19 protein-coding genes are annotated in these 19,093 nt (G+C 70.5%); 8 read left to right on the top strand and 11 right to left on the bottom strand.

All coding sequences use genetic code 11. From position 1 onward, the window contains the following. The first annotated feature begins 124 nt into the window (after positions 1-124). The 8 genes from B116_RS0113160 to B116_RS0113125 all read left to right on the top strand — a co-directional run bounded on the left by B116_RS0113160 (position 125) and on the right by B116_RS0113125 (position 8,974). Positions 125-790 carry a response regulator gene (locus B116_RS0113160; RefSeq protein ID WP_027659328.1) on the top strand — a complete coding sequence of 222 codons (666 nt, stop codon included), beginning with the start codon at positions 125-127 and terminating at the stop codon, positions 788-790. A 175-nt stretch (positions 791-965) separates the two neighbouring features. Then, positions 966-2,399: an alpha/beta hydrolase family protein gene (locus tag B116_RS0113155; protein ID WP_027660344.1), complete on the top strand. Its 1,434-nt coding sequence runs from the start codon at positions 966-968 to the stop codon at positions 2,397-2,399. 92 nt (positions 2,400-2,491) lie between these two features. After that, a complete protein-coding gene (locus B116_RS0113150; protein WP_027660343.1) occupies positions 2,492-3,484 on the top strand; it encodes an alpha/beta fold hydrolase in 993 nt (330 codons plus the stop codon). A 252-nt stretch (positions 3,485-3,736) separates the two neighbouring features. Next, complete coding sequence (ybaK, locus tag B116_RS0113145; protein WP_155245699.1) at positions 3,737-4,216, top strand: Cys-tRNA(Pro) deacylase; 480 nt, start codon at positions 3,737-3,739, stop codon at positions 4,214-4,216. 239 nt (positions 4,217-4,455) lie between these two features. Then, entirely contained in the window at positions 4,456-5,547 is a 1,092-nt protein-coding gene (locus tag B116_RS0113140) for a sugar ABC transporter substrate-binding protein (protein ID WP_027660342.1), read from the top strand. A gap of 106 nt (positions 5,548-5,653) precedes the next feature. After that, positions 5,654-6,469, top strand: a complete 816-nt coding sequence (locus B116_RS0113135) for an ATP-binding cassette domain-containing protein (RefSeq protein ID WP_018720617.1) — start codon at positions 5,654-5,656, stop codon at positions 6,467-6,469. Beyond that, positions 6,466-7,728 carry a sugar ABC transporter permease gene (locus B116_RS0113130; protein WP_018720618.1) on the top strand — a complete coding sequence of 421 codons (1,263 nt, stop codon included), beginning with the start codon at positions 6,466-6,468 and terminating at the stop codon, positions 7,726-7,728. Before B116_RS0113135 ends, B116_RS0113130 begins: the two co-directional genes overlap by 4 nt. 64 nt (positions 7,729-7,792) lie before the next feature. Next, on the top strand, positions 7,793-8,974 hold the full coding sequence (locus B116_RS0113125) for an ROK family transcriptional regulator (protein ID WP_027660341.1): 1,182 nt from the start codon (positions 7,793-7,795) through the stop codon (positions 8,972-8,974). Positions 8,975-9,007: 33 nt separating this feature from the next. Here B116_RS0113125 and B116_RS0113120 read toward each other — a convergent pair whose 3' ends face one another. The 11 genes from B116_RS0113120 to glmS all read right to left on the bottom strand — a co-directional run bounded on the left by B116_RS0113120 (position 9,008) and on the right by glmS (position 19,086). Continuing rightward, complete coding sequence (locus tag B116_RS0113120) at positions 9,008-9,262, bottom strand: hypothetical protein (RefSeq protein WP_027660340.1); 255 nt, start codon at positions 9,260-9,262, stop codon at positions 9,008-9,010. Between the two features lie 2 nt (positions 9,263-9,264). Next, positions 9,265-10,323 (bottom strand): tRNA (adenosine(37)-N6)-threonylcarbamoyltransferase complex transferase subunit TsaD, encoded by a 1,059-nt coding sequence (gene tsaD, locus B116_RS0113115; RefSeq protein WP_018720621.1) that lies wholly within the window; start codon positions 10,321-10,323, stop codon positions 9,265-9,267. Next, positions 10,316-10,807: a ribosomal protein S18-alanine N-acetyltransferase gene (gene rimI / locus B116_RS0113110; RefSeq protein WP_027660339.1), complete on the bottom strand. Its 492-nt coding sequence runs from the start codon at positions 10,805-10,807 to the stop codon at positions 10,316-10,318. The genes tsaD and rimI overlap by 8 nt, the downstream gene beginning before the upstream one ends. Beyond that, positions 10,804-11,481 carry a tRNA (adenosine(37)-N6)-threonylcarbamoyltransferase complex dimerization subunit type 1 TsaB gene (tsaB, locus tag B116_RS0113105; protein ID WP_018720623.1) on the bottom strand — a complete coding sequence of 226 codons (678 nt, stop codon included), beginning with the start codon at positions 11,479-11,481 and terminating at the stop codon, positions 10,804-10,806. The genes rimI and tsaB overlap by 4 nt, the downstream gene beginning before the upstream one ends. Positions 11,482-11,536: 55 nt before the next feature. Continuing rightward, a complete protein-coding gene (ung, locus tag B116_RS0113100; RefSeq protein WP_027660338.1) occupies positions 11,537-12,238 on the bottom strand; it encodes a uracil-DNA glycosylase in 702 nt (233 codons plus the stop codon). A gap of 153 nt (positions 12,239-12,391) precedes the next feature. Next, entirely contained in the window at positions 12,392-12,901 is a 510-nt protein-coding gene (gene tsaE / locus B116_RS0113095) for a tRNA (adenosine(37)-N6)-threonylcarbamoyltransferase complex ATPase subunit type 1 TsaE (protein ID WP_027660337.1), read from the bottom strand. Beyond that, positions 12,898-13,992, bottom strand: coding sequence for an alpha/beta fold hydrolase (locus B116_RS0113090; RefSeq protein WP_027660336.1), 1,095 nt, complete (start codon positions 13,990-13,992; stop codon positions 12,898-12,900). The genes tsaE and B116_RS0113090 overlap by 4 nt, the downstream gene beginning before the upstream one ends. Then, positions 13,989-15,107, bottom strand: coding sequence for an alanine racemase (gene alr, locus B116_RS0113085; RefSeq protein WP_027660335.1), 1,119 nt, complete (start codon positions 15,105-15,107; stop codon positions 13,989-13,991). Before alr ends, B116_RS0113090 begins: the two co-directional genes overlap by 4 nt. A gap of 21 nt (positions 15,108-15,128) precedes the next feature. Then, the gene (locus tag B116_RS0113080; RefSeq protein WP_027660334.1) at positions 15,129-16,634 is read right to left on the bottom strand and encodes an NAD(P)H-hydrate dehydratase; all 1,506 of its coding nucleotides are present in this window, start codon (positions 16,632-16,634) and stop codon (positions 15,129-15,131) included. A gap of 43 nt (positions 16,635-16,677) precedes the next feature. Beyond that, a complete protein-coding gene (locus B116_RS0113075; RefSeq protein ID WP_018252420.1) occupies positions 16,678-17,046 on the bottom strand; it encodes a holo-ACP synthase in 369 nt (122 codons plus the stop codon). Between the two features lie 126 nt (positions 17,047-17,172). Further along, entirely contained in the window at positions 17,173-19,086 is a 1,914-nt protein-coding gene (gene glmS / locus B116_RS0113070; RefSeq protein WP_027660333.1) for a glutamine--fructose-6-phosphate transaminase (isomerizing), read from the bottom strand. Between the last annotated feature and the right edge of the window lie 7 nt (positions 19,087-19,093).

The following is a 19,093-nucleotide window of genomic DNA, read 5'->3' as shown; positions in this document are numbered from 1 at the left end:
GGTGGATGGCGGGTCGAGGCGCGGCTGCCGCTACCGTCGGCACCGCCTGACGCGGGGCAGGCTCTGCCGTGAGCGCGCGGAGTGTCGGGTCTGCGAGCCCCGCAACCACGAACAGAGGTGTGACATGGCCGTCCGGGTGGTGATCGTCGACGACCAGGCGCTGGTGCGGGCCGGCTTCCGTATGGTGCTCGACTCGCAGCCCGATCTTCATGTGGTCGGCGAGGCGATCGACGGCGCGGACGCGCTGCGCGTGCTGGACCGGGTCGAGGCCGACGTGGTGGTGATGGACCTGCGGATGCCTACCATGGACGGAGTGGAGGCGACCCGGCGGATCGTCGCCCGGCCCGCCGACCGCCGGCCCCGGGTGCTGGTGCTCACCACGTTTGACACTGAGGCGGACGCGTTCGCCGCGCTACGGGCGGGGGCCAGCGGTTTTCTGTTGAAGAACGTGCCGCCGGAGGAGCTGCTGGCCGCGATCCGGGTGGTCGCCGAGGGCGACTCGGTGGTGGCCCCGTCGATCACCCGGCGGCTACTCGACCAGTTCGCCGGCCAGCTCGGTCCCGGCCCGGCGCAGGACCCACGGCTCGCCCAGCTCACCGAGCGGGAACGCGAGGTGCTGCTACTGGTCGCCCAAGGCTTGTCCAACGCCGAGATCGCCACCCGGGTGCACATCGCGGAAGCGACCGTGAAGACCCACGTCGGGCGGATCCTAGCCAAGTTGCAACTCCGTGACCGGGTCCAAGCCGTGGTACTGGCGTACGAAAGCGGACTGATCACGCCCGGCGGATAAACCGGCGACTCCCCGCACATGAGGGGGTGATCCGGTAGATCCCCGTACTGAGGTCGTCAGCCAGCGTCTGCTCCCTTTGAACCATGGTTGCCGCTTGGTGTGCGACCTGAGTCGTACGCGGACCGGTGACCTGAGGTGGATATGCCCGCCGGGCTGGTCGGCCGATAGTGGAAGGATGATCCAATTCTTGTGGGGCGGGATGTCACTGCCCGAAAACGTTGCGGTACTCGGTGCCGTTGGGCTGGTACTCGCCCGGTGGCTACCGCCGGGTGTCCGCCGCCCGACCACAGTCGCTGCGGGGGCGGTGGTGGCGATGTCGACGGTGGTACTCGTCGTCGTCGGGTTGCGGTGGCAACTGGTGCCGGTGCTTGTGGTTGCGGCGGTGATGCTGTCGCTCGCCGTGCCCGCGCTGGTGCGCCGACGCGACGGGCGGCCAGCGTGGCGGGCCCGCTGGTGGCTGGCGTTGCCGGGGACGGTGGTGTGTTTGGGGCTGATCGCTACCGGGCCGGCCGCAGTGTGGGCACTGCCCGTACCGGTGTTCCCGCGACCGTCGGGACAGTTCACGGTCGGCACCTCCGTGCTGCAGTGGACCGACCCAGACCGCCCCGAGACCGCCACGCCAGCCCCGGACGACCGCCGCACCGTCGTGGTGCAGCTGTGGTACCCGGCGCACCCGAACGCCGCGGGCGCCGAGCGTGCCCGGTACGCCGGTCGCACCGCGCACGAGGCGCACGTCGTGTTCGGCGCGCTGGCGGACTATCTCGGCGTGCCCGGCTTCCTTTTCGACGGCGCCGCGGACGCCCGGACCCGGTCGGTGCCAGACGCGGCCGTGGCCGATACTGGCGGAAGGTTCCCTATCGTGCTGTTCTCTCCGGGGCTCGGCGGTGTGCGCACCCAGAACACCGCCTGGGCGGAGGAGCTGGCCAGCCGGGGCTACGTCGTCGTGGGCGTCGACCATCCATACGACTCCGCCGCCGTTGTCCTCACCGACGGCACGATCGTCCGTACCCTGGTCGCCGCCACCGGCGACGACGCCGAGGACGAGCGGCGCGCGAATGGCTGGACCGCGGTCCGCGCCGCCGACCTCAGCTTCGTGCTGACCCAGATGGGCCGCCTCGACCGCGGTGAGATCCGGGGACCACTCACCGGCCGCCTCGACACCGACCGGGCCGCGGTGACCGGCCACTCCGTCGGCGGAGCCGCCGCTCTGCTGGCCGCCCGGCGAGAGGCCCGGTTCGCAGCCGTCATCGACATCGACGGTGCCCCCCGCGATCCCGACCCGCGGCCGTTCCATCAGCCGGTACTGGCGCTCTCTCAACCCGTCGACCCGGCGGTGAACCCCACCTACCTTCCAGCCCTGACCCGCGTGCTGAACCTCAGCACAGAGACTGGCTACCTGCTCGTCGTCCCCGGATCGGCACACGCGACGTTTACCGACGCGCCGCTCTACCTGCCGCCAGTCCCATCGCTCGTCGGCACCCTAGGCCGCACCGACGCGCTGCGCATGACCACCGCTACCACGGTCGCGTTCCTCGACGCCACGCTGCGCAACGCGCCGGGCGATCTCGCCGCGCGGCTCACGGCGTATGGCGAGCTCACCGTGTATTGACCCGGCGTCCCGCGCGAAGCGCTGGGTCAATGAACGCAGGCGGGACGGCTCAGGACGTTCCACCGACAGCGCGACGTACGTAAGATTCACGTATGGAACTGTCCTTTTTAAACAGAAGGAAGCTGCTTGGACTCGGCGCCGGATCGGCGACCGCAGTGGCCCTCGGCACCAGTGCGCAAGCTGCACCATCGGAGGTCGACGCTCGCAGAACACCGTCGTCGAGCGACCTCGCGGCCAGTCTTCCAGGATCGTTCACCAGCGAGTACGTACAGACCAATGGCGTGCGCCTGCACTACGTCGCCGGCGGTAGCGGAACGCCTCTGATTCTGCTGCACGGCTGGCCGCAGACATGGTGGGAATATCGCGCGGTTATGCCCGATCTCGCCGCAAAATATCGGGTTATTGCCGTGGATCTGCGTGGCGGCGGCGATTCCAGCAAGCCTCAGTCCGGTTATGACAAGAAGACGATGGCAGCTGACATCGCTGGTTTGATTACCGCACTCGGATACACCAAGGCGCATGTCGTCGGCCACGACATCGGGGCCATGGTCGCCTTCAGCCTCGCGGTGAACACGCCCCAGGCCGTGGACAAGCTCGTGATGCTGGATGTCACCCACCCTGACAGCGGATACTACGAGGCCCGCATGCTGCCCGTACCGGGCGCAGGGTTTCACCCGTGGTGGTGGGCCTTCAACCAGGTGAACGGCTTACCCGAAGGCCTCGTCACCGGTCGCTCCCGCCTTCTCATCGACTGGATGTTCGACAGTTTCCTGGTGAACCAGGATGCGGTCTGTGCTGCCGACCGCGCCATCTTCGCCCACGCGTACGCGACACCGGACGCGATTCGGGGCAGCAACGGCTGGTACAAGACATTCGGGCAAGACATCATCGACAACGAAACATATGGGCAGATCGCCACGCCGACCCTGGGCCTGGCGTCCCCGGCGTTCTACCCCAGCTTTGCCGCGGTCCTCAGCCAGCAGGCGACCAACCTTCAGCTGGCGCAGATCGAGGACACCGGCCACTACTTCCTCGACGAACAACCAGCGGCCGTCGTCGCGCACCTGACGGCCTTCCTCGGCTGACCCACGAACACGGGAGCCCGCACCTGTCGCGCGGGCTCCCTGAGCCATCCCCGCTGTCACCGCCGCGAACGCCAAGGCGGCCGGTCTCACCGACCGGTTCGCGGTGGAGTGCGGGGACGCGACCGCGTCGGATAGACGCCACGTGCTGGCGTACGCGCTCACCCGGAGGGTCGCACCGTGGGCAGACAACCACTACCGCTGACGTCGGGCAGCAAGCATGAGCAAGACGGCTGGCCGGCTATTCTGGAGTTCGTGGTGCGACAGGGGACACCGGCGACCGTGCTGCTGGCGAAGCGGAAGATCGCGTACCGCACCCATCCGTACGACGTCTCCCCGGACGCCCCGAACTACGGCGCACTGGTGGCGGCGGCCCTCGACGTGCCGGCGGAGCGCGTGTTCAAGTCGCTGGTGACCGAGGTGGACGGGGCGCTCACCGTCGCGGTAGTCCCGGTGACAGGCGAGCTGAACCTGAAGGCCCTGGCCGCCGCGGTGCGCGGCAAGCGGGCCGCGCTGGCCGATCGCGCGGTGACCGAGCGCGCCACCGGGTACGTCCGGGGCGGGATCAGCCCGCTGGGTCAGCGCCGTCGCCTGCCCACCGTGCTCGACGAGAGTGCCCTGCGCCACGACACGGTGTACGTCTCGGCGGGTCGCCGGGGCCTCCAGCTGGAAGTCTCCCCACACGACCTCGCCGCCCTCACCGACGCCACGACGGCGCCGATCGCCGCCGGCTGACTGCGGGTCGACACGCCCCTTCCCGCCACCGACGCACTGGCCATCCGGCGTACCCCTGTTCGGCTGGACTGGGAGCGCTTGCTGGCGCGCGACGCTCAGAGGTCGGTGACGTTGCTGAATTGTTACTGCTGGCAACAAACTCATGACCTCGACACTCTTGTGCCCTCCGGGGATCGCGGAATACGTTGCCGGGCACAACAAACCATCCCCCAATCCCCCACCTGGAAAGGACCCTGCAGATGCGCAAGGGTTTCCTCGCCGCTGCCACCGTCGGCCTCCTGGCCACTGGCAGCATGGCGGCCTGTGGCGACAGTTCCTCCGACGAAGAGTCGGCCGGCAAGACCCCCAAGGTCGGCGTGATCCTCCCGGACAGCAAGTCCTCCGCCCGCTGGGAGGGCGCGGACCGCAAGTTCCTTGAGGAGGCGTTCAAGGAGGCCGGCGTGGAGGCCGACATCCAGAACGCGCAGGGTGACAAGACCGAGTTCCAGACCATCGCCGAACAGATGATCACCCAGGGGGTCACCGCCCTGATGATCGTCAACCTGGACTCCGGCACCGGCAAGGCCGTTCTGGACAAGGCCAAGTCGCAGGGGGTCGCCACCATCGACTACGACCGCCTCACCCTCGGCGGCTCGGCGGAGTACTACGTCAGCTTCGACAACGAGGCCGTCGGCAAGCTCCAGGGCGAGGGCCTCGTCAAGTGCCTCACCGACGGCGGCGTGCAGAACCCGTCGATCGTGTACCTGAACGGCGCGCCGACCGACAACAACGCCACCCTGTTCAAGAACGGCTACGACTCGGTCCTCAAGCCCAAGTTCGACGCCGGCGAGTACCAGCAGGTCGCGGACGACTCCGTACCGGACTGGGACAACGCGCAGGCCGCCACCATCTTCGAGCAGCAGCTCACCAAGTCCGGCGGCAAGATCGATGGAGTCCTCGCGGCGAACGACGGGCTCGGCAACGCCGCCATCTCGGTGCTGAGAAAGAACAAGCTCAACGGCAAGGTCCCGGTCACCGGCCAGGACGCCACCCCGCAGGGCCTACAGAACATCCTCGCCGGTGACCAGTGCATGACCGTCTACAAGGCGATCAAGCAGGAGGCAAGCGCCGCCGCCGAACTGGCCATCTCGCTGGCCAAGGGGGAGCGGAAGGAGACCGGCCAGACCGTCAAGGACCCGGAGAGCGGCCGGGATGTGCCCGCCGTGCTGCTCACCCCCCAGGCGATCTACAAGGAGAACGTCAAGGACGTCATCGCCGATGGCTTCGTGACCAAGGACGAGGTCTGCACCGAGGCGTACGCCGAACTCTGCGCGAGCGCTGGCATCAGCTGACCTCCGCCGTGCGACGTCGCCCGGCACGGGCCAACCCTGTGTCGGGCGACGTATCACCACATCCGGTGGTACGACGATCTCCCCTCACGTGCGTTAAGGAGTCCCCGTGTCCGCGACCCCCCTGCTGGAGTTGCGCGGGATCGACAAGAGCTTCGGTCCCGTCCAGGTCCTGCGTGATGTCGCTTTCTCCGCCTTCCCCGGGCAGGTGACCGCGCTGGTCGGCGACAACGGCGCCGGCAAATCCACCCTGGTCAAGTGCATCAGCGGCATCTACCCGACCGACGCCGGCGAGTTCCTCTTCAACGGACGCCCGGTGAGCATCCACAACCCCCGCGACGCCGCCGCACTCGGCATCGAGGTCGTCTACCAGGACCTCGCGCTCTGCGACAACCTCGACATCGTGCAGAACATGTTCCTCGGCCGGGAGAAACGGCATGGCCTCGTGCTCGACGAGCCAACCATGGAGCAGATGGCTGCGGACACGCTCGCCGGGCTCTCCGTCCGCACCGTCAAATCACTACGCCAGCAGGTTTCCAGCCTCTCCGGAGGCCAGCGGCAGACCGTGGCGATCGCCAAGGCGGTGCTCTGGAACAGCAAGGTCGTCATCCTCGACGAGCCGACCGCCGCGCTCGGGGTCGCGCAGACCGCACAGGTGCTCGAGCTGGTTCGGCGGCTGGCCGACAACGGCCTCGCGGTCGTGCTCATCTCCCACAACATGAACGATGTCTTCGCCGTCTCCGACCGGATCGCCGCGCTCTACCTGGGCCAGATGGTCGCCGAGGTGAAGACCACCGACATCACCCACGCCCAGATCGTTGAGCTGATCACCGCCGGCCGCTCCGGTGCGCTCGGGCTCAGCTCGGGCAACGGATCGAACGACACCGGCGGGGAGCCCGCCGCCGCCCCGGGAGCCGCCCGATGACCAGCACCGCCCTCCCCGACCAGGAATCCGCGGCCGCCCCCGCCGCCGTACCCACCCTCACCAGCCACGTGCGCGGCTACCTCAGCCGGGTGCGCGGCGGGGAAATCGGCGCCCTACCCGCCGTCCTCGGCCTGATCGTGCTCTGCACCGTCTTCTCGATCATGCGGCCGTCGTTTCTCACCGCCGCCAACTTCGCCAACCTGTTCACCCAGGGGGCAGCGGTCACGCTGATCGCCATGGGACTGGTCTTCGTCCTGCTGCTCGGTGAGATCGACCTCTCCGCTGGCTTCGCCAGCGGAGTCTGTGCCGCGGTGCTGGCCAACGTGGTCACTGTTCTCGGCTACCCGTGGTATGTCGCGGTCCTCGCCGCTGTCCTCACCGGAGTGGCGATCGGCAGCGTGCTCGGGATGCTGGTCGCGAAGATCGGTATTCCGTCCTTCGTGGTCACCCTCGCCGGCTTCCTCGCCTTCCAGGGCATCGTGCTGCTGCTGATGGAGGAGGGCAGGAACATCTCGGTCCGCGACCCGGTGCTGGTGGCGATCGCGAACCGCAACCTTGCACCGGCTCTCGGCTGGGCCCTGGCCGGGCTCACCGTCGCCGGCTACGCCGCGGTCCAGGCGATGCGGTACCGCACCCGCGCGGCCCGGGGCCTGGTCACTGACCCGCTCACCGTGGTCTTCGCCCGGATCATCGGGCTGGCCACCGTGCTGGGTACGACGGTCTACCTCCTCAACCAGGAGCGCAGCTTCAACATCTTGATCAATTCACTCAAGGGCGTTCCGATCGTGGTGCCGCTGATCGCGGTACTGCTGATCACCGGGACCTTCGTGCTGCAGCGCACCAGCTACGGCCGGCACATCTACGCGGTCGGCGGCAACAAGGAAGCAGCCCGCCGGGCCGGCATCAACGTCGACCGGATCCGCATCTCCGTCTTCGTGATCTGCTCCGCGATGGCCGCGATCGGCGGCATCGTCGCCGCCAGCCGGGCCAACTCCGTCGACCCGAACACCGGTGGCAGTAACGTACTGCTCTACGCCGTCGGCGCGGCGGTGATCGGTGGCACCAGCCTCTTCGGCGGCAAGGGCCGGGTCCTCGACGCGGTGCTCGGCGGTGCGGTCGTCGCGGTGATCGACAATGGGATGGGTCTGATGGGCTACAGCTCAGGGGTCAAGTACGTGGTAACCGGCGTGGTCCTACTCCTCGCCGCCAGTGTGGACGCGCTGTCCCGACGCCGGGCCGCTGCCAACGGTGGCCGATGACCGGGCCGACCCGACCAGGTCACCGACGCCGCCCCGCCACCGCACTGAGGAGCAGTACGCCGCGATGCGCGCAGGACCGAGCCAAGACGAGATCCGTCGGCAGAACCTCGGAGCGTTGCTGCGGTACGTCCATATGCACGGGGCGACGTCCCGGGCCGAGCTGACCACCGCGCTGGGGCTGAACCGCAGCACCATCGGCGCGCTCACCACCGACCTCGCCGCGGCCGGCCTGGTGAGCGAGGGGGCACCGAAGGAAACCGGCCGGGCCGGACGACCGTCGCTGGTCGTCCGGCCCGAGTCGGCCCGGGTGCACGCGTACGCGTACAGCATCGAGGTGGACCGGCTGCGGGTTGCGCGGATCGGTCTCGGCGGCGGGGTGCTGGACCGTCGGGAGCTGGCGCGTCCGCGCGGCATCACCGCCGCCGACGCCGCGCCGTTGCTGGCCCGGGCGGCGCGGGAGATGCAACAGCCCGTGTCCGCCGATGCGATCTGCGTCGGCGCGGGCGTCGCCGTCTGTGGCCTGGTCCGCCGGGACGACGGACTGGTCCGGCTCGGCCCCACGATGGGCTGGGTGGACGAGCCGATCGGTGCGGCGATCGGCGCCGAGCTGGGACCGGACGTTCCGGTCGTCGTCGGTAATGTCGCCGACGTGGCGGCCTTCGCCGAACACACCCGCGGCGCCGCCACCGGCTGCGACAACCTGATCTACCTGTACGGCGATGTCGGCGTCGGCGCCGGCATCATCACCGGTGGGCGTCGACTGACCGGGCACGGCGGCTACGGCGGCGAGGTCGGACACATGGTGGTCCGGCGGGACGGCACCCGCTGCGAGTGTGGGTCGCGCGGCTGCTGGGAGACCGAGATCGGCGAACACGCTCTGCTGCGGGCCGCCGGCCGCTCCGACGCCCAGGGCCGAGACGCGGTGCTGGCCGTCTTCGAGGCCGCCGACCGGGGCGACGCCAGAGCCCAGACCGCGGTCCGCACCGCCGGGGACTGGCTCGGCTTCGGCGTGGCCAACCTCGTCAACATCTTCAACCCGGAATTGGTCATCTTCGGCGGCGCCATGCGGGACCTCTACCTGGCCGCCGCCGCCCAGGTGCGCAGCCGGCTCAACGCCAGCGCACTGCCCGCCTGTGTGGAACATGTCCGGCTGCGCACACCCAAGCTCGGCGACGACGCCGCCCTGATCGGCGCGGCCGAACTCGCCTTCGACCGGCTCCTCGCCGACCCGCTCGACGTCAGCTGAGTCCCGTCCTCGGGTGAACTGATCGGTGCCGGGTCAGCGATCGACCGGCGTGAAGTCCCAGGAGTACGGGGGACGCGCGATCAGGGTCACCGGCGCGTCGGGCAGGGTACGGGGGTTGCCCCGCCACTTCGAGATCACCACGACCCGGTGATCGGTGGAGGAGAAGACCTCGCTCGAGACGTGCAACGGGTCGTGTTCGAACTCCGGCAGGGCGGTCTCGCAGACCCAGGTGATCAGGTCGGCCATCCCGTACGGCTCGGCCCGTACCTCCCACATCCGCACGATCATGTCTACTCCTCCCCGATAACACTGACTGTCGTCAGCGGCATCGCCGAATCGGCGGGCAGGTCCAGACGGCTCGGCGCGACACCGGCGGCGACCAGGTGCGAACCGAGCGCCGCGACCATCGCGCCGTTGTCTGTACACAATTTCGGCCGGGGCGTTCGCACCCGGATGTCGTACTTCGCCGCGCGCTGCTCGGCCATCGCCCGCAACCGCGAGTTGGCCGCCACTCCGCCCCCGATCACCAGGGTCTGCACGCCGCTCGACCGGCAGGCATCCAGTGCCTTCCCGATCAGCACGTCGCAAACCGCCTCCTGGAAGGAGGCGGCGACATCGGCGACCGGAATCGGCTCGCCGGCTCGCTGCCGCCGCTCCACCCAACGCGCCACCGCGGTCTTCAACCCGGAGAAGGAGAAGTCGTAACGGTGCGCTGCCAGGTCCTTGGCCGCGGTCAACCCCCGGGGGAACGCAATGGCCGCCGGGTCGCCGGCACGGGCCTCCCGATCGATGTACGGGCCCCCGGGGAAGGGCAGCCCGAGGAGGCGGGCGACCTTGTCGAACGCCTCGCCGGCCGCGTCGTCGATCGTGGCGCCGAGCGGGGTGACGCCGTGGGCCAGGTCGTCAACCAGTAGCAGCGACGAGTGCCCGCCCGAGACCAGCAGGGCGATCGCCGGCTCGGGCAGCGGCCCGTGTTCCAGGGTGTCCACAGCGACGTGCGCCGCCAGATGGTTTACGCCGTACACTGGCTTGTCGGCGGCGACCGCGTAGCCCTTGGCCGCGGCGACCCCGACCAGCAACGCCCCGGCCAGTCCGGGACCGGAGGTTACCGCGATCGCGTCCACGTCGGCGAGCGTCACCCCCGCCTCCGCCAACGCCCGGTCCATCGTCGGGACGATCGCCTCCAGGTGGGCCCGGCTGGCCACCTCCGGCACCACCCCGCCGAACCGGGCGTGCTGCTCGACGCTGCTGGCCAGCGCGTCGGCGAGCAGGGTATGGCCCCGGACAACACCGACCCCGGTCTCGTCGCAGGACGTCTCGATCCCCAGGACCAGGGGTTCGTCAGCCATCGGTCAACTCCTCGTCCCGGCGCATGACCAACGCGTCGGTGTTGCTCGGCTGGTAGTACCCGCGCCGCACCCCGATCGCCTCAAAGCCATGCGCCGCGTAAAGCTTCTGCGCCGGGGCGTTGTCCGCGGCAACCTCCAGGAGAGTGCCGCGGACCCGCAGTCGCGCCGCCTCGGCCAACAACGCGCGCAGCAGCAGCCGCCCGACTCCCCGCCGCTGCGCTGCCCGGTGGACGGCGATGTTCTGCACCCACGCCTCCTCGCCGGAGACAGCGGTGAGCCCCGCGTAGCCGAGCAGGGTTTCCCCCTCGGTCGCCACCAGGTAGTGGTGCCCGTTGGCGAGTTCGTTCCAGAACATCGCGGCGGACCACTGCTCGGCGCCGAAGAGGTCCGCCTCGATCGGCAGCACCTCGGCAATGTGCCACCAGCGGAACCGCTCCAGCTGGAGGCCGCTCCCGCTGCCACCCGGTTCGCCGCCCCAACTCACGGCAGGACCGGCTTGCGGCCCGCCGCCGCGACAGCATCCGGGCGTCGTAGGTAGAGCGGGGTGAGCGGCTCACTGGGAGCGCCGGCAGCGATCCGCTCCGCCGCGAGCTGCGCCAGGGCCATCGGCATCGGGTAGCGGGGCTCGTCGGCGACCGGCAACTCCAGCGTCGCCGCGTACCGGTGCGCGCCGTCACCGATCGCGGCGACAACCGCCAGGTCACGAGCGCGTGCGGCGGCGACCGAAGGAGCGGAGACCTCGGGGCCAACGATCCGTTGGCCAGCCCCGTCGTACACCGCCCAATAGATCTCGCGGCGCCGCGCATCGGTCGCCGCCAGGACCGGCTCACCGGCGGCGGTCGGGAAGCCGATGGCATCCAGCGAACAGACCCCGTAGGTGGGCACGCCGAGTGCCTGCCCCATCGTGGCCGCGGTGACCAGCCCTACCCTCAGCCCGGTGAACGGGCCCGGCCCGAGGCCGGCGACGATCGCACCGAGAGCAGCGGGGCGCGCCCCGACGTCGGCCAGGACCGCGTCCACCTGTGGGGCCAGCAGCTCGCCGTGGGCCCGGGCGTCAACGGCGCAGCGCTGCGCCCGCACCTCGACGCCGGCCGCCGTGACCTCCACCAGCGCGGCGGTCACCGCGGGGGTCGAGCTGTCCACCACCAGTACGAGCACGGTGAACCAGCCTAGCCGCCCGGCTGGCGGGCCCGGGCCCGCCCCGGCAGAGCGGTCAGCCGGCGGCGCGTTCCCAGTCGATCGTCGGCAGACCGGCGTCGGCGAGCGCCTTGTTGGCCGCACTGAACGGACGGCTACCCAGGAACCCCCGCGGGTTCATCGGGCTGGGGTGTCCCGCCTCCAGCACCACGTGGCTCGGGTTGGTCACCAAAGCCGCCTTCTTCCGGGCATACCCGCCCCAGAGCAGGAAGACCACTCGGTGCTCCACCGTGTTCAGCGCCCGAATCGTCGCGTTGGTGAACTCCTCCCAGCCGCGATTGGCGTGCGAGCCGGGGCTGGCCTCACGGACCGTCAGCACCGAGTTGAGCAGCAGCACACCCTGCTCGGCCCAGCCACCCAGATTTCCACCGGCCGGCCTCGGCACGCCCAGGTCTGCACCGAGCTCCTTGAAGACATTGCGCAGTGAGGGCGGCGCCGCCACCCCCGGGCGGACGCTGAAGCTCAGCCCGTGCGCCTGCCCGGCCCGGTGATAGGGGTCCTGGCCGAGGATCACCACCCGGGTCTCCGTCGGCGGGCAGAGCTGGTAGGCCGAGAAGAGGTCGGCCACGGGCGGGAAGACGGTCTGGGTGGCGTACTCCTGCGCGACAAAACCGGCGAGCGCCGCGGTGCGGGCCGGGTCGAGTTGCGGGGCGAGCGCGGACCGCCATCCCGGTGGTAGCAAGGCCAGCAGGTCCAGGGCGGGTGCGTCGTCGGGCATCAGGGGCCTTTCCGGTCGGGACGTCCCGCGCACTCTAGTCGCCGGTTACGACAGCGCCGGCTGCCTCCCCGCACCAGCGGGCGAACCACTCCGGGTCGCCACCTCGACCCCAACCAGGACAACCTCCTCCCGTACGGGAGGAGGTCATTTCGGTCAGCTGTCGATGAAGCCGGGGGTGCCGGTCAACCGGGCACTCCAGTCGCCACCGACCGGTTCCAGATCGACCAACCGGGTGTCGTCGTCCCGACGGTCGATCCGGACCCACAGGTGCGCCGCGACGAGCTGCTCGGCGAGCCCTTCGCCCCACTCGACCACGGTCACCGCCTCGTCCACCGACGCGTCCAGGTCCAGGTCGTCCAGCTCGGCGCGGGGGTCGGTCGCATCGCCCAGCCGGTACGCGTCGGCATGCACGAGGGCCACTGTGCCGCCCCGCACCGGATCGGGCTGGTGTACCCGCGCGATCACGAAGGTGGGTGAGGTGATCGCCCCGGTCACTCCCAGACCCGCGCCGATGCCCTGGGTGAGGGCCGTCTTGCCGGCACCGAGGGGACCCGTCAGTAGCAGGAGGTCCCCTGCCCGGAGAAGGCCGGCCAGCCGGCGACCGAAGGCGTGGGTATCCGCGACGGTCGGCAGGGTGAATCGGATCGGTCTTCCGGGCTTCACAGCTCCTCCAGGAACCGGGTCAGCGCCGCGTTCACCTCATCGGCGTGCTCCAACATCACCACATGTCCACTGTCGGGGATCCGGACGAACTCCGCATGCGGCAGCCGGCGGACGATCTCCTCCGAGTGCGCCACCGGCGTGATCATGTCTTTCTCCCCGACCAGCACCAGCACCGGTGCGCCGGCGAGCGCCGCCAACGCCGGAAACCGGGAATGGGTGGCGAGCGTTCGCAGGTACCGGGTGACGGTGTCGGCGGAGGTCCGGGAATTCATCTCCTCGACATAGGAGACCAGAGCCGGGCTGGGGTGACCGGTGCCGAAGCCATACCGGCGGGTGAGCAGCCAGGCCACGTTGGAGGTGGACCGACGCGCTCGGTCGATCACCGGGCTCCCGTAGCGGGCGGCGTTGCTCATCACGTTCAGCACCGGCGGACCGACCCGCCCCAACAGCGCCGGGGCGACCAGCTTGGTCTCGGCGAGCAGCCCACCCGAGGTGGCCAGCAGCACAGTGCCCACCACCCGGTCCCCGAACAGCTCCGGGAAGAGTTCCGCGAACGCCATGATGGTCATGCCACCCATCGAGTGGCCGACCAGCACCAGCGGGCCCTCCGGCGCGGTACGGTCGATCACCGCGCGCAGCGTCCGGCCGAGCGCGGTCAGGTCGTACTCGCCGGTTTCCAGTTGACCGGAATGCCCGTGCCCCGGCTGGTCGTACGCCACGATCCGATGCTCGCCCCGGGCGGCGAGCACCTTGCGCTGGAAGTGAAAGGTCCCCTGGTCCAGGCAGAAGCCGTGCACCAGCACGATGGTGGGGTTCCCGCTGACTGGCCGGGCCGGCTCGACTACCTCCACGTGGATGTCGGTGCCGTCCGGCATCTCCACCTGCAACGCCTCGTCGAACCGCTGCGCACCGAAGTCCTCGCCGGCGTACCGATCGTGGGGGTCGGCCTTCAGCCGACGGACCAGCGCGCGTTCGGTCGCGACGCCGGCGACGAGACCGGCGGCCGCGACACCGACGGCGGCCAACGCGCCGATCGCGGCCCGGGGGTGGCGAGCCCGGGGCAGCGGAACCCGGAACCGGGACGGCGTCACGGCCGCTCGCCGTCGTAACAGCGCGGCACCCGGGTGCTGCCGAATCGGGTGACTATCTCGTAGTTGATCGTGCCGACCGCCTCGGCCCAGTCGTCGGCGGTCGGCTCCCCGTTCCGCCCGGCGCCGAAGAGGGTGGCCACGTCTCCCGGCGCGACCGGATCATCGCCGCAGTCGAGCACGAACTGGTCCATGCAGACCCGACCGGAGATGGTCCGCCGGACGCCGCCGAGCTGCACCGGGCCGCTGTTGGACGCGTCCCGGGGAACCCCATCGGCGTACCCGAGTGGAATCACGGCGAGGTTGCTCGCCCGTTCGGTGGTGTACGTGTGGCCGTAGGAGACCCCGGCCCCCGCCGGGACCTGCTTGGTGAGCATGACGCGGGCCCGGGCGGTCATCGCCGGTCGCAGGCCGAAGCGTTCCCCGGCCACCGGCGAGAGCCCGTAGATGGCCAGTCCGGGACGGACCAGGTCGAAGTGGGCGTCCGGCCGGGTCAGCGTGGCCGCCGAGTTGGCCAGATGCCGGTAGCGCGGGCGCAGCCCCGCCTTCTCCACCATGCTCAGCCCCTCGTGGAAGGTGGCGATCTGCCGGTCGGTGGTCGGGTGTCCGGGTGCGTCGGCGTACACGAAGTGGCTCCACACCCCCACCACCTCGACCGCGCCGTCCGCCTGCGCCTTCGCCGCGGCGTCGAGCAGCTCCGGCCACTGCGAGACGGTCGCGCCACCCCGGGACAGCCCGGTGTCGATCTTGAGGTGCAGTCGGGCTGGACGCCCGGCCACCCGGCCCGCCTCGACCATCTCGTCGAGCTGCGCGATGCTGGCCGCACCGAGATCAACACCGGCCAGCACGCCTTCATGTAGTGGCAGGCCCGGTGCGAGCAGCCAGGCCAGGATCGGCACGCTGATCCCTGCCCGGCGCAGGGTGAGCGCCTCGTCAAGGGTGCAGACACCGAGCCAGTCGGCACCACCGTCCAGCGCGGCGTGGGCGGCCGGGACCATGCCGTGGCCGTACCCATCTCCCTTGACCACCGCCATCAACTCGGCCGCGCTACCGGAGCGCAGCCAACTCACGTTCTCACGGATCGCGTCAAGGTCGACGCGTACCTCGGCCTGCCACATGCCCCCAGCCTACTGAGTTGATCAGGAGTTGGGCCCGGCCCAGGTCGATCCACCGATCCACCCGAGCCCGGCCAACACCGGGCGCAGGGCGGCGGCGACATCGGGCGAGGCCACCGGGCCGCCCTGTGCTGCCTCCCGACCGGCGAGCCCGTGCAGGTAGGCCGCCGCGGCGGCGGCCCGCTCCGGGGCGAGACCCGCGGCGAGTAGCGAGCCGAGCAGCCCGGCCAGCACATCGCCCGTACCACCGGTGGCCAGGGCCGGGGTCCCGGTCTGGTTGATCAGGGCCTGGCCGTCTGGCGTGCCGATCACCGTCCGGTCGCCCTTGAGTAACACCACGGCGTTCATCCGGGCGGCCAGGCGCAACGCGGCAGCGACCCGGTCGTCGCCGGGAGTCTCGCCGCAGAGCCGGGCGAACTCCCGATCATGTGGGGTGACCACGACCGCGGCTTCCCGCCGCCGGAGTTGGTCGGCGAGGGAGCCGTCAGCGAGCAGGGTCAACGCGTCCGCGTCGAGCACCGCCGGCACCGGTGCCGCGAGTACCGCCCGCAGTTCACCAGCCGCCTGGTCGCCGGTACCCAGCCCGGAACCGCAGACCCACGCCTGCACCCGACCGGCATCGGCGACCCGGTCGGTAGCGATCACTGACGGGTGTTGACGCAACACCTCCGCCCGGGCGCTGCCGGCGTAGCGGACCAGACCGGTCGGACCGGCCAACGCACCGGCGACCGAGAGCACCGCGGCACCGGGGTAGACGGCCGAGCCGGTGGCGACGCCGACCACACCCCGGCTGTACTTCTCCGTCGCCGGTCCGGGGCGGGGCCACCAGTCGGTCACATCCGCCCGCTCGGTGACCTGCAGCGCCGCCTTGCCAGGCAGCCAGGGCGTGAGCCCGATGTCGACCAACTCAACCTGGCCGGCCAACGGCGCCGCTGCGCCCACCACCAGCGCGGGCTTCAAGGCACCGAAGGTCACCGTCACGTCGGCGTGGATCGCGTCCGGGCGACCAGCCGCGTTCGGTGGCACCTGCCCGGTGTCGACCGAGACCCCACTCGGCACGTCCACCGCCACCACTGTCGCCCGGCCACCGGATCGCCCGCGACACTGCGCCAGGCCCGCCGCGAGCTGCGCCGCCGGTGCCCGGAGCCCACCGCTGCCACCGATCCCGACGATGCCGTCGAGCACCAGGTCCACCCGGGCCGGCGGGCGGTCAACCAGCCGGCCGCCGGCGGCCCGGAACGCCGCCAACGCCTCGGCGTGCGCCCGGCCCGGAGTCAGCAACAGGGCCGACACCGCCGCCCCGCGCCGGGCCAGCCGGGCGCCGGCGAAGAGCGTGTCGCCGCCGTTGTCGCCCGAGCCAATCAGCAGCAGCACCGGGGCGCCGTAGACACCGCCCCGGTCGGCGAGGAGCAGCGCACAGCGGCGGGCGAGCCCCGCAGCGGCCCGCTGCATCAGCGTCCCGGGCGGGAGCGTTGCCATCAAGCCCGTCTCGGCGGCGCGTACGTCCGCCACCCGCCACACCGGTCTCATCCCACTCCGTCCCCGTGCCCGACTCGACCGGGGCACGCCCCGATCAGCGTTCCGCGACCACCATGGCCGAGGCGATCCCCCCGTCATGCGACAGCGACAGGTGCCACCGGTTGGCCCCCCGCTCGACCGCCGCCGCCGCGACCGTGCCGGAGACCGTCAACCACGGCCGACCATCCGGATCCGGCACGATCTCGCAGTCGTGCCAGCTCAGCCCGCTCGGCGCACCGAGCGCCTTGGCTACCGCTTCCTTCGCCGCGAAGCGGGCGGCGAGCGACTCGGGCGAACGGGGGTTACCAGAACGGGTGTACCGCTCGGCTTCGGTGAAGAGCCGGTCGGCGAGCAGCGGCGTCCGGGTCAGCGCGCGGGCGAACCGCTCCACCAGGACCACGTCAATGCCGACCCCGACGATCATGCGCCCACCCTACCGGCGCGGTACCCCGCGCGTGCTGCCGTCGCCTCCACTCGGGACACCCCGCCGGGTCGCCATCCGTGGGCACGTCGGCCGGCGTGCCCACGGCGTTCTTGGCGACCTCACTACTCACTCGACCGTAACGGACTTCGCCAGGTTCCGGGGCTGGTCAACGTCGTGACCCCGAGCAGCGGCGATCTCCGCGGCGAAAACCTGCAGCGGCACTGTGGTCACCAGCGGCGTGAGCAGGGTCGGCGTACGCGGCACGTAGATCAGGTGGTCGGCGTACCGGACGACAGACTCGTCCCCCTCCTCGGCGATCACGATCGTCCGGGCGCCCCGGGCCCGCACCTCCTGGATGTTGGAGACGATCTTGTCGTGCAGCATGCCGCGGCCGATCGGCGACGGCACGAAGCAGATCACCGGGGTGCCGTCGTCAATGAGCGAAATCGGGCCGTGCTTCAACTCGCCCGCGGCGAAGCCTTCGGCGTGCATGTACGCCAGTTCCTTGAGCTTCAGCGCGCCCTCCAGGGCCACCGGGTAGCCGACGTGCCGACCGATGAAGAGCACGGTCGGCTCGGACTTCAGCTCGCGGGCCAGCTCGCGTACCGGCTCGATCCGCCCCAGCAGCTCACGCAGCTTGCCCGGCACCTCCTGGAGCTGGGACACCACCGCGGCGACCTCGTCGGCGAACTTGATCCCGCGTACCTGGGCCAGGTGCAGGCCGATCAGGTAACAGGCGACGAGCTGGGTCAGGAACGCCTTGGTGGAGGCGACCGCGATCTCCGGCCCACCATGGGTGTAGAGGACCGCGTCGGACTCCCGGGGAATGGTGGAGCCGTTGGTGTTGCAGATCGCCAGGACACGTGCCTTCTGCTCTTTGGCGTGCCGAAGCGCCATCAGGGTGTCCATCGTCTCGCCGGACTGCGAGATCACCACAATGAGAGTGGACCGGTCGAGCACCGGGTCGCGGTAGCGGAACTCGCTGGCCAGCTCTACCTCGCAGGGGATCCGGGTCCAGTGCTCGATCGCGTACTTCGCCACCATGCCGGCGTGGTACGAGGTGCCGCAGGCGACGATGAAGATCTTGTCCACATCGCGCAGGTCCTGATCGCTGAGGCGGACCTCGTCGAGCATGATCTCGCCGGTCTCGGTGAGCCGGCCCAGCAGTGTGTCGGCGACGGCCTGCGGCTGCTCCGCGATCTCCTTGAGCATGAACCAGTCGTAGCCGCCCTTCTCCGCGGCGGAGGAGTCCCAGTCGATGTGGAAGTCCTTGCCGGTGGCGGGCTGGCCGGCGAAGTCGGTGATTTCGATGCTGTCGGCGGTGATCAGGACGATCTGATCCTGACCCAGCTCGATCGCTTCGCGGGTGTGCTCGATGAACGCCGCGACGTCACTGGCCAGGTAGTTCTCGCCGTTGCCCCGGCCGACGACCAGGGGCGAGTTGCGCCGCGCACCGACCACCGCGCCCGGGACCTCGGCGTCCACGGCGAGCAGGGTGAAGGCGCCCTCCAGGCGCTGACAGACGACCCGCATGCCGGCGGCGAGCAGCTGTGGACCGTCCGGATGCCCGGCGGAGCGCAGGTCGGAGAGGGCCGCGGCGAGCAGGTGGGCGGTGCACTCGGTGTCGGTGTCGCTGACGAACTGGACCCCATCGGCCTCCAGCTCGGCACGCAGCTTCGCGAAGTTCTCGATGATGCCGTTGTGGATCACCGCAACCCGGCCATCCGGGGAGAGGTGCGGGTGAGCATTGCGGTCGGTGGGGCCGCCGTGGGTGGCCCACCGGGTGTGGCCGATCCCGGTGACCCCGTCCCCGATCCCGATTGGGGACGCAGCGCAGGCCTCCGGATCCCGCGCGGACCGCTCGGCGAGGACCTTCTCCAGGTTGGCCAGCTTGCCGGCCTTCTTCTCCGCCAGCAGCTCATCCGCGCAGATGACGGCGACCCCGGCCGAGTCGTAGCCGCGGTACTCCAGCCGTCGCAACCCATCGAGCACAATGCCGAGCGCCGGACGCGCACCGGCGTAACCCACGATTCCACACATGAGTGGC

It is taken from the genome of Salinispora fenicalii (assembly GCF_000514815.1).
Classification (GTDB): Bacteria; Actinomycetota; Actinomycetes; order Mycobacteriales; family Micromonosporaceae; genus Micromonospora; species Micromonospora fenicalii.
The sequence above is the reverse complement of the archived record's forward strand: the minus strand, read 5'-3'. Positions and strand labels throughout refer to the sequence as shown.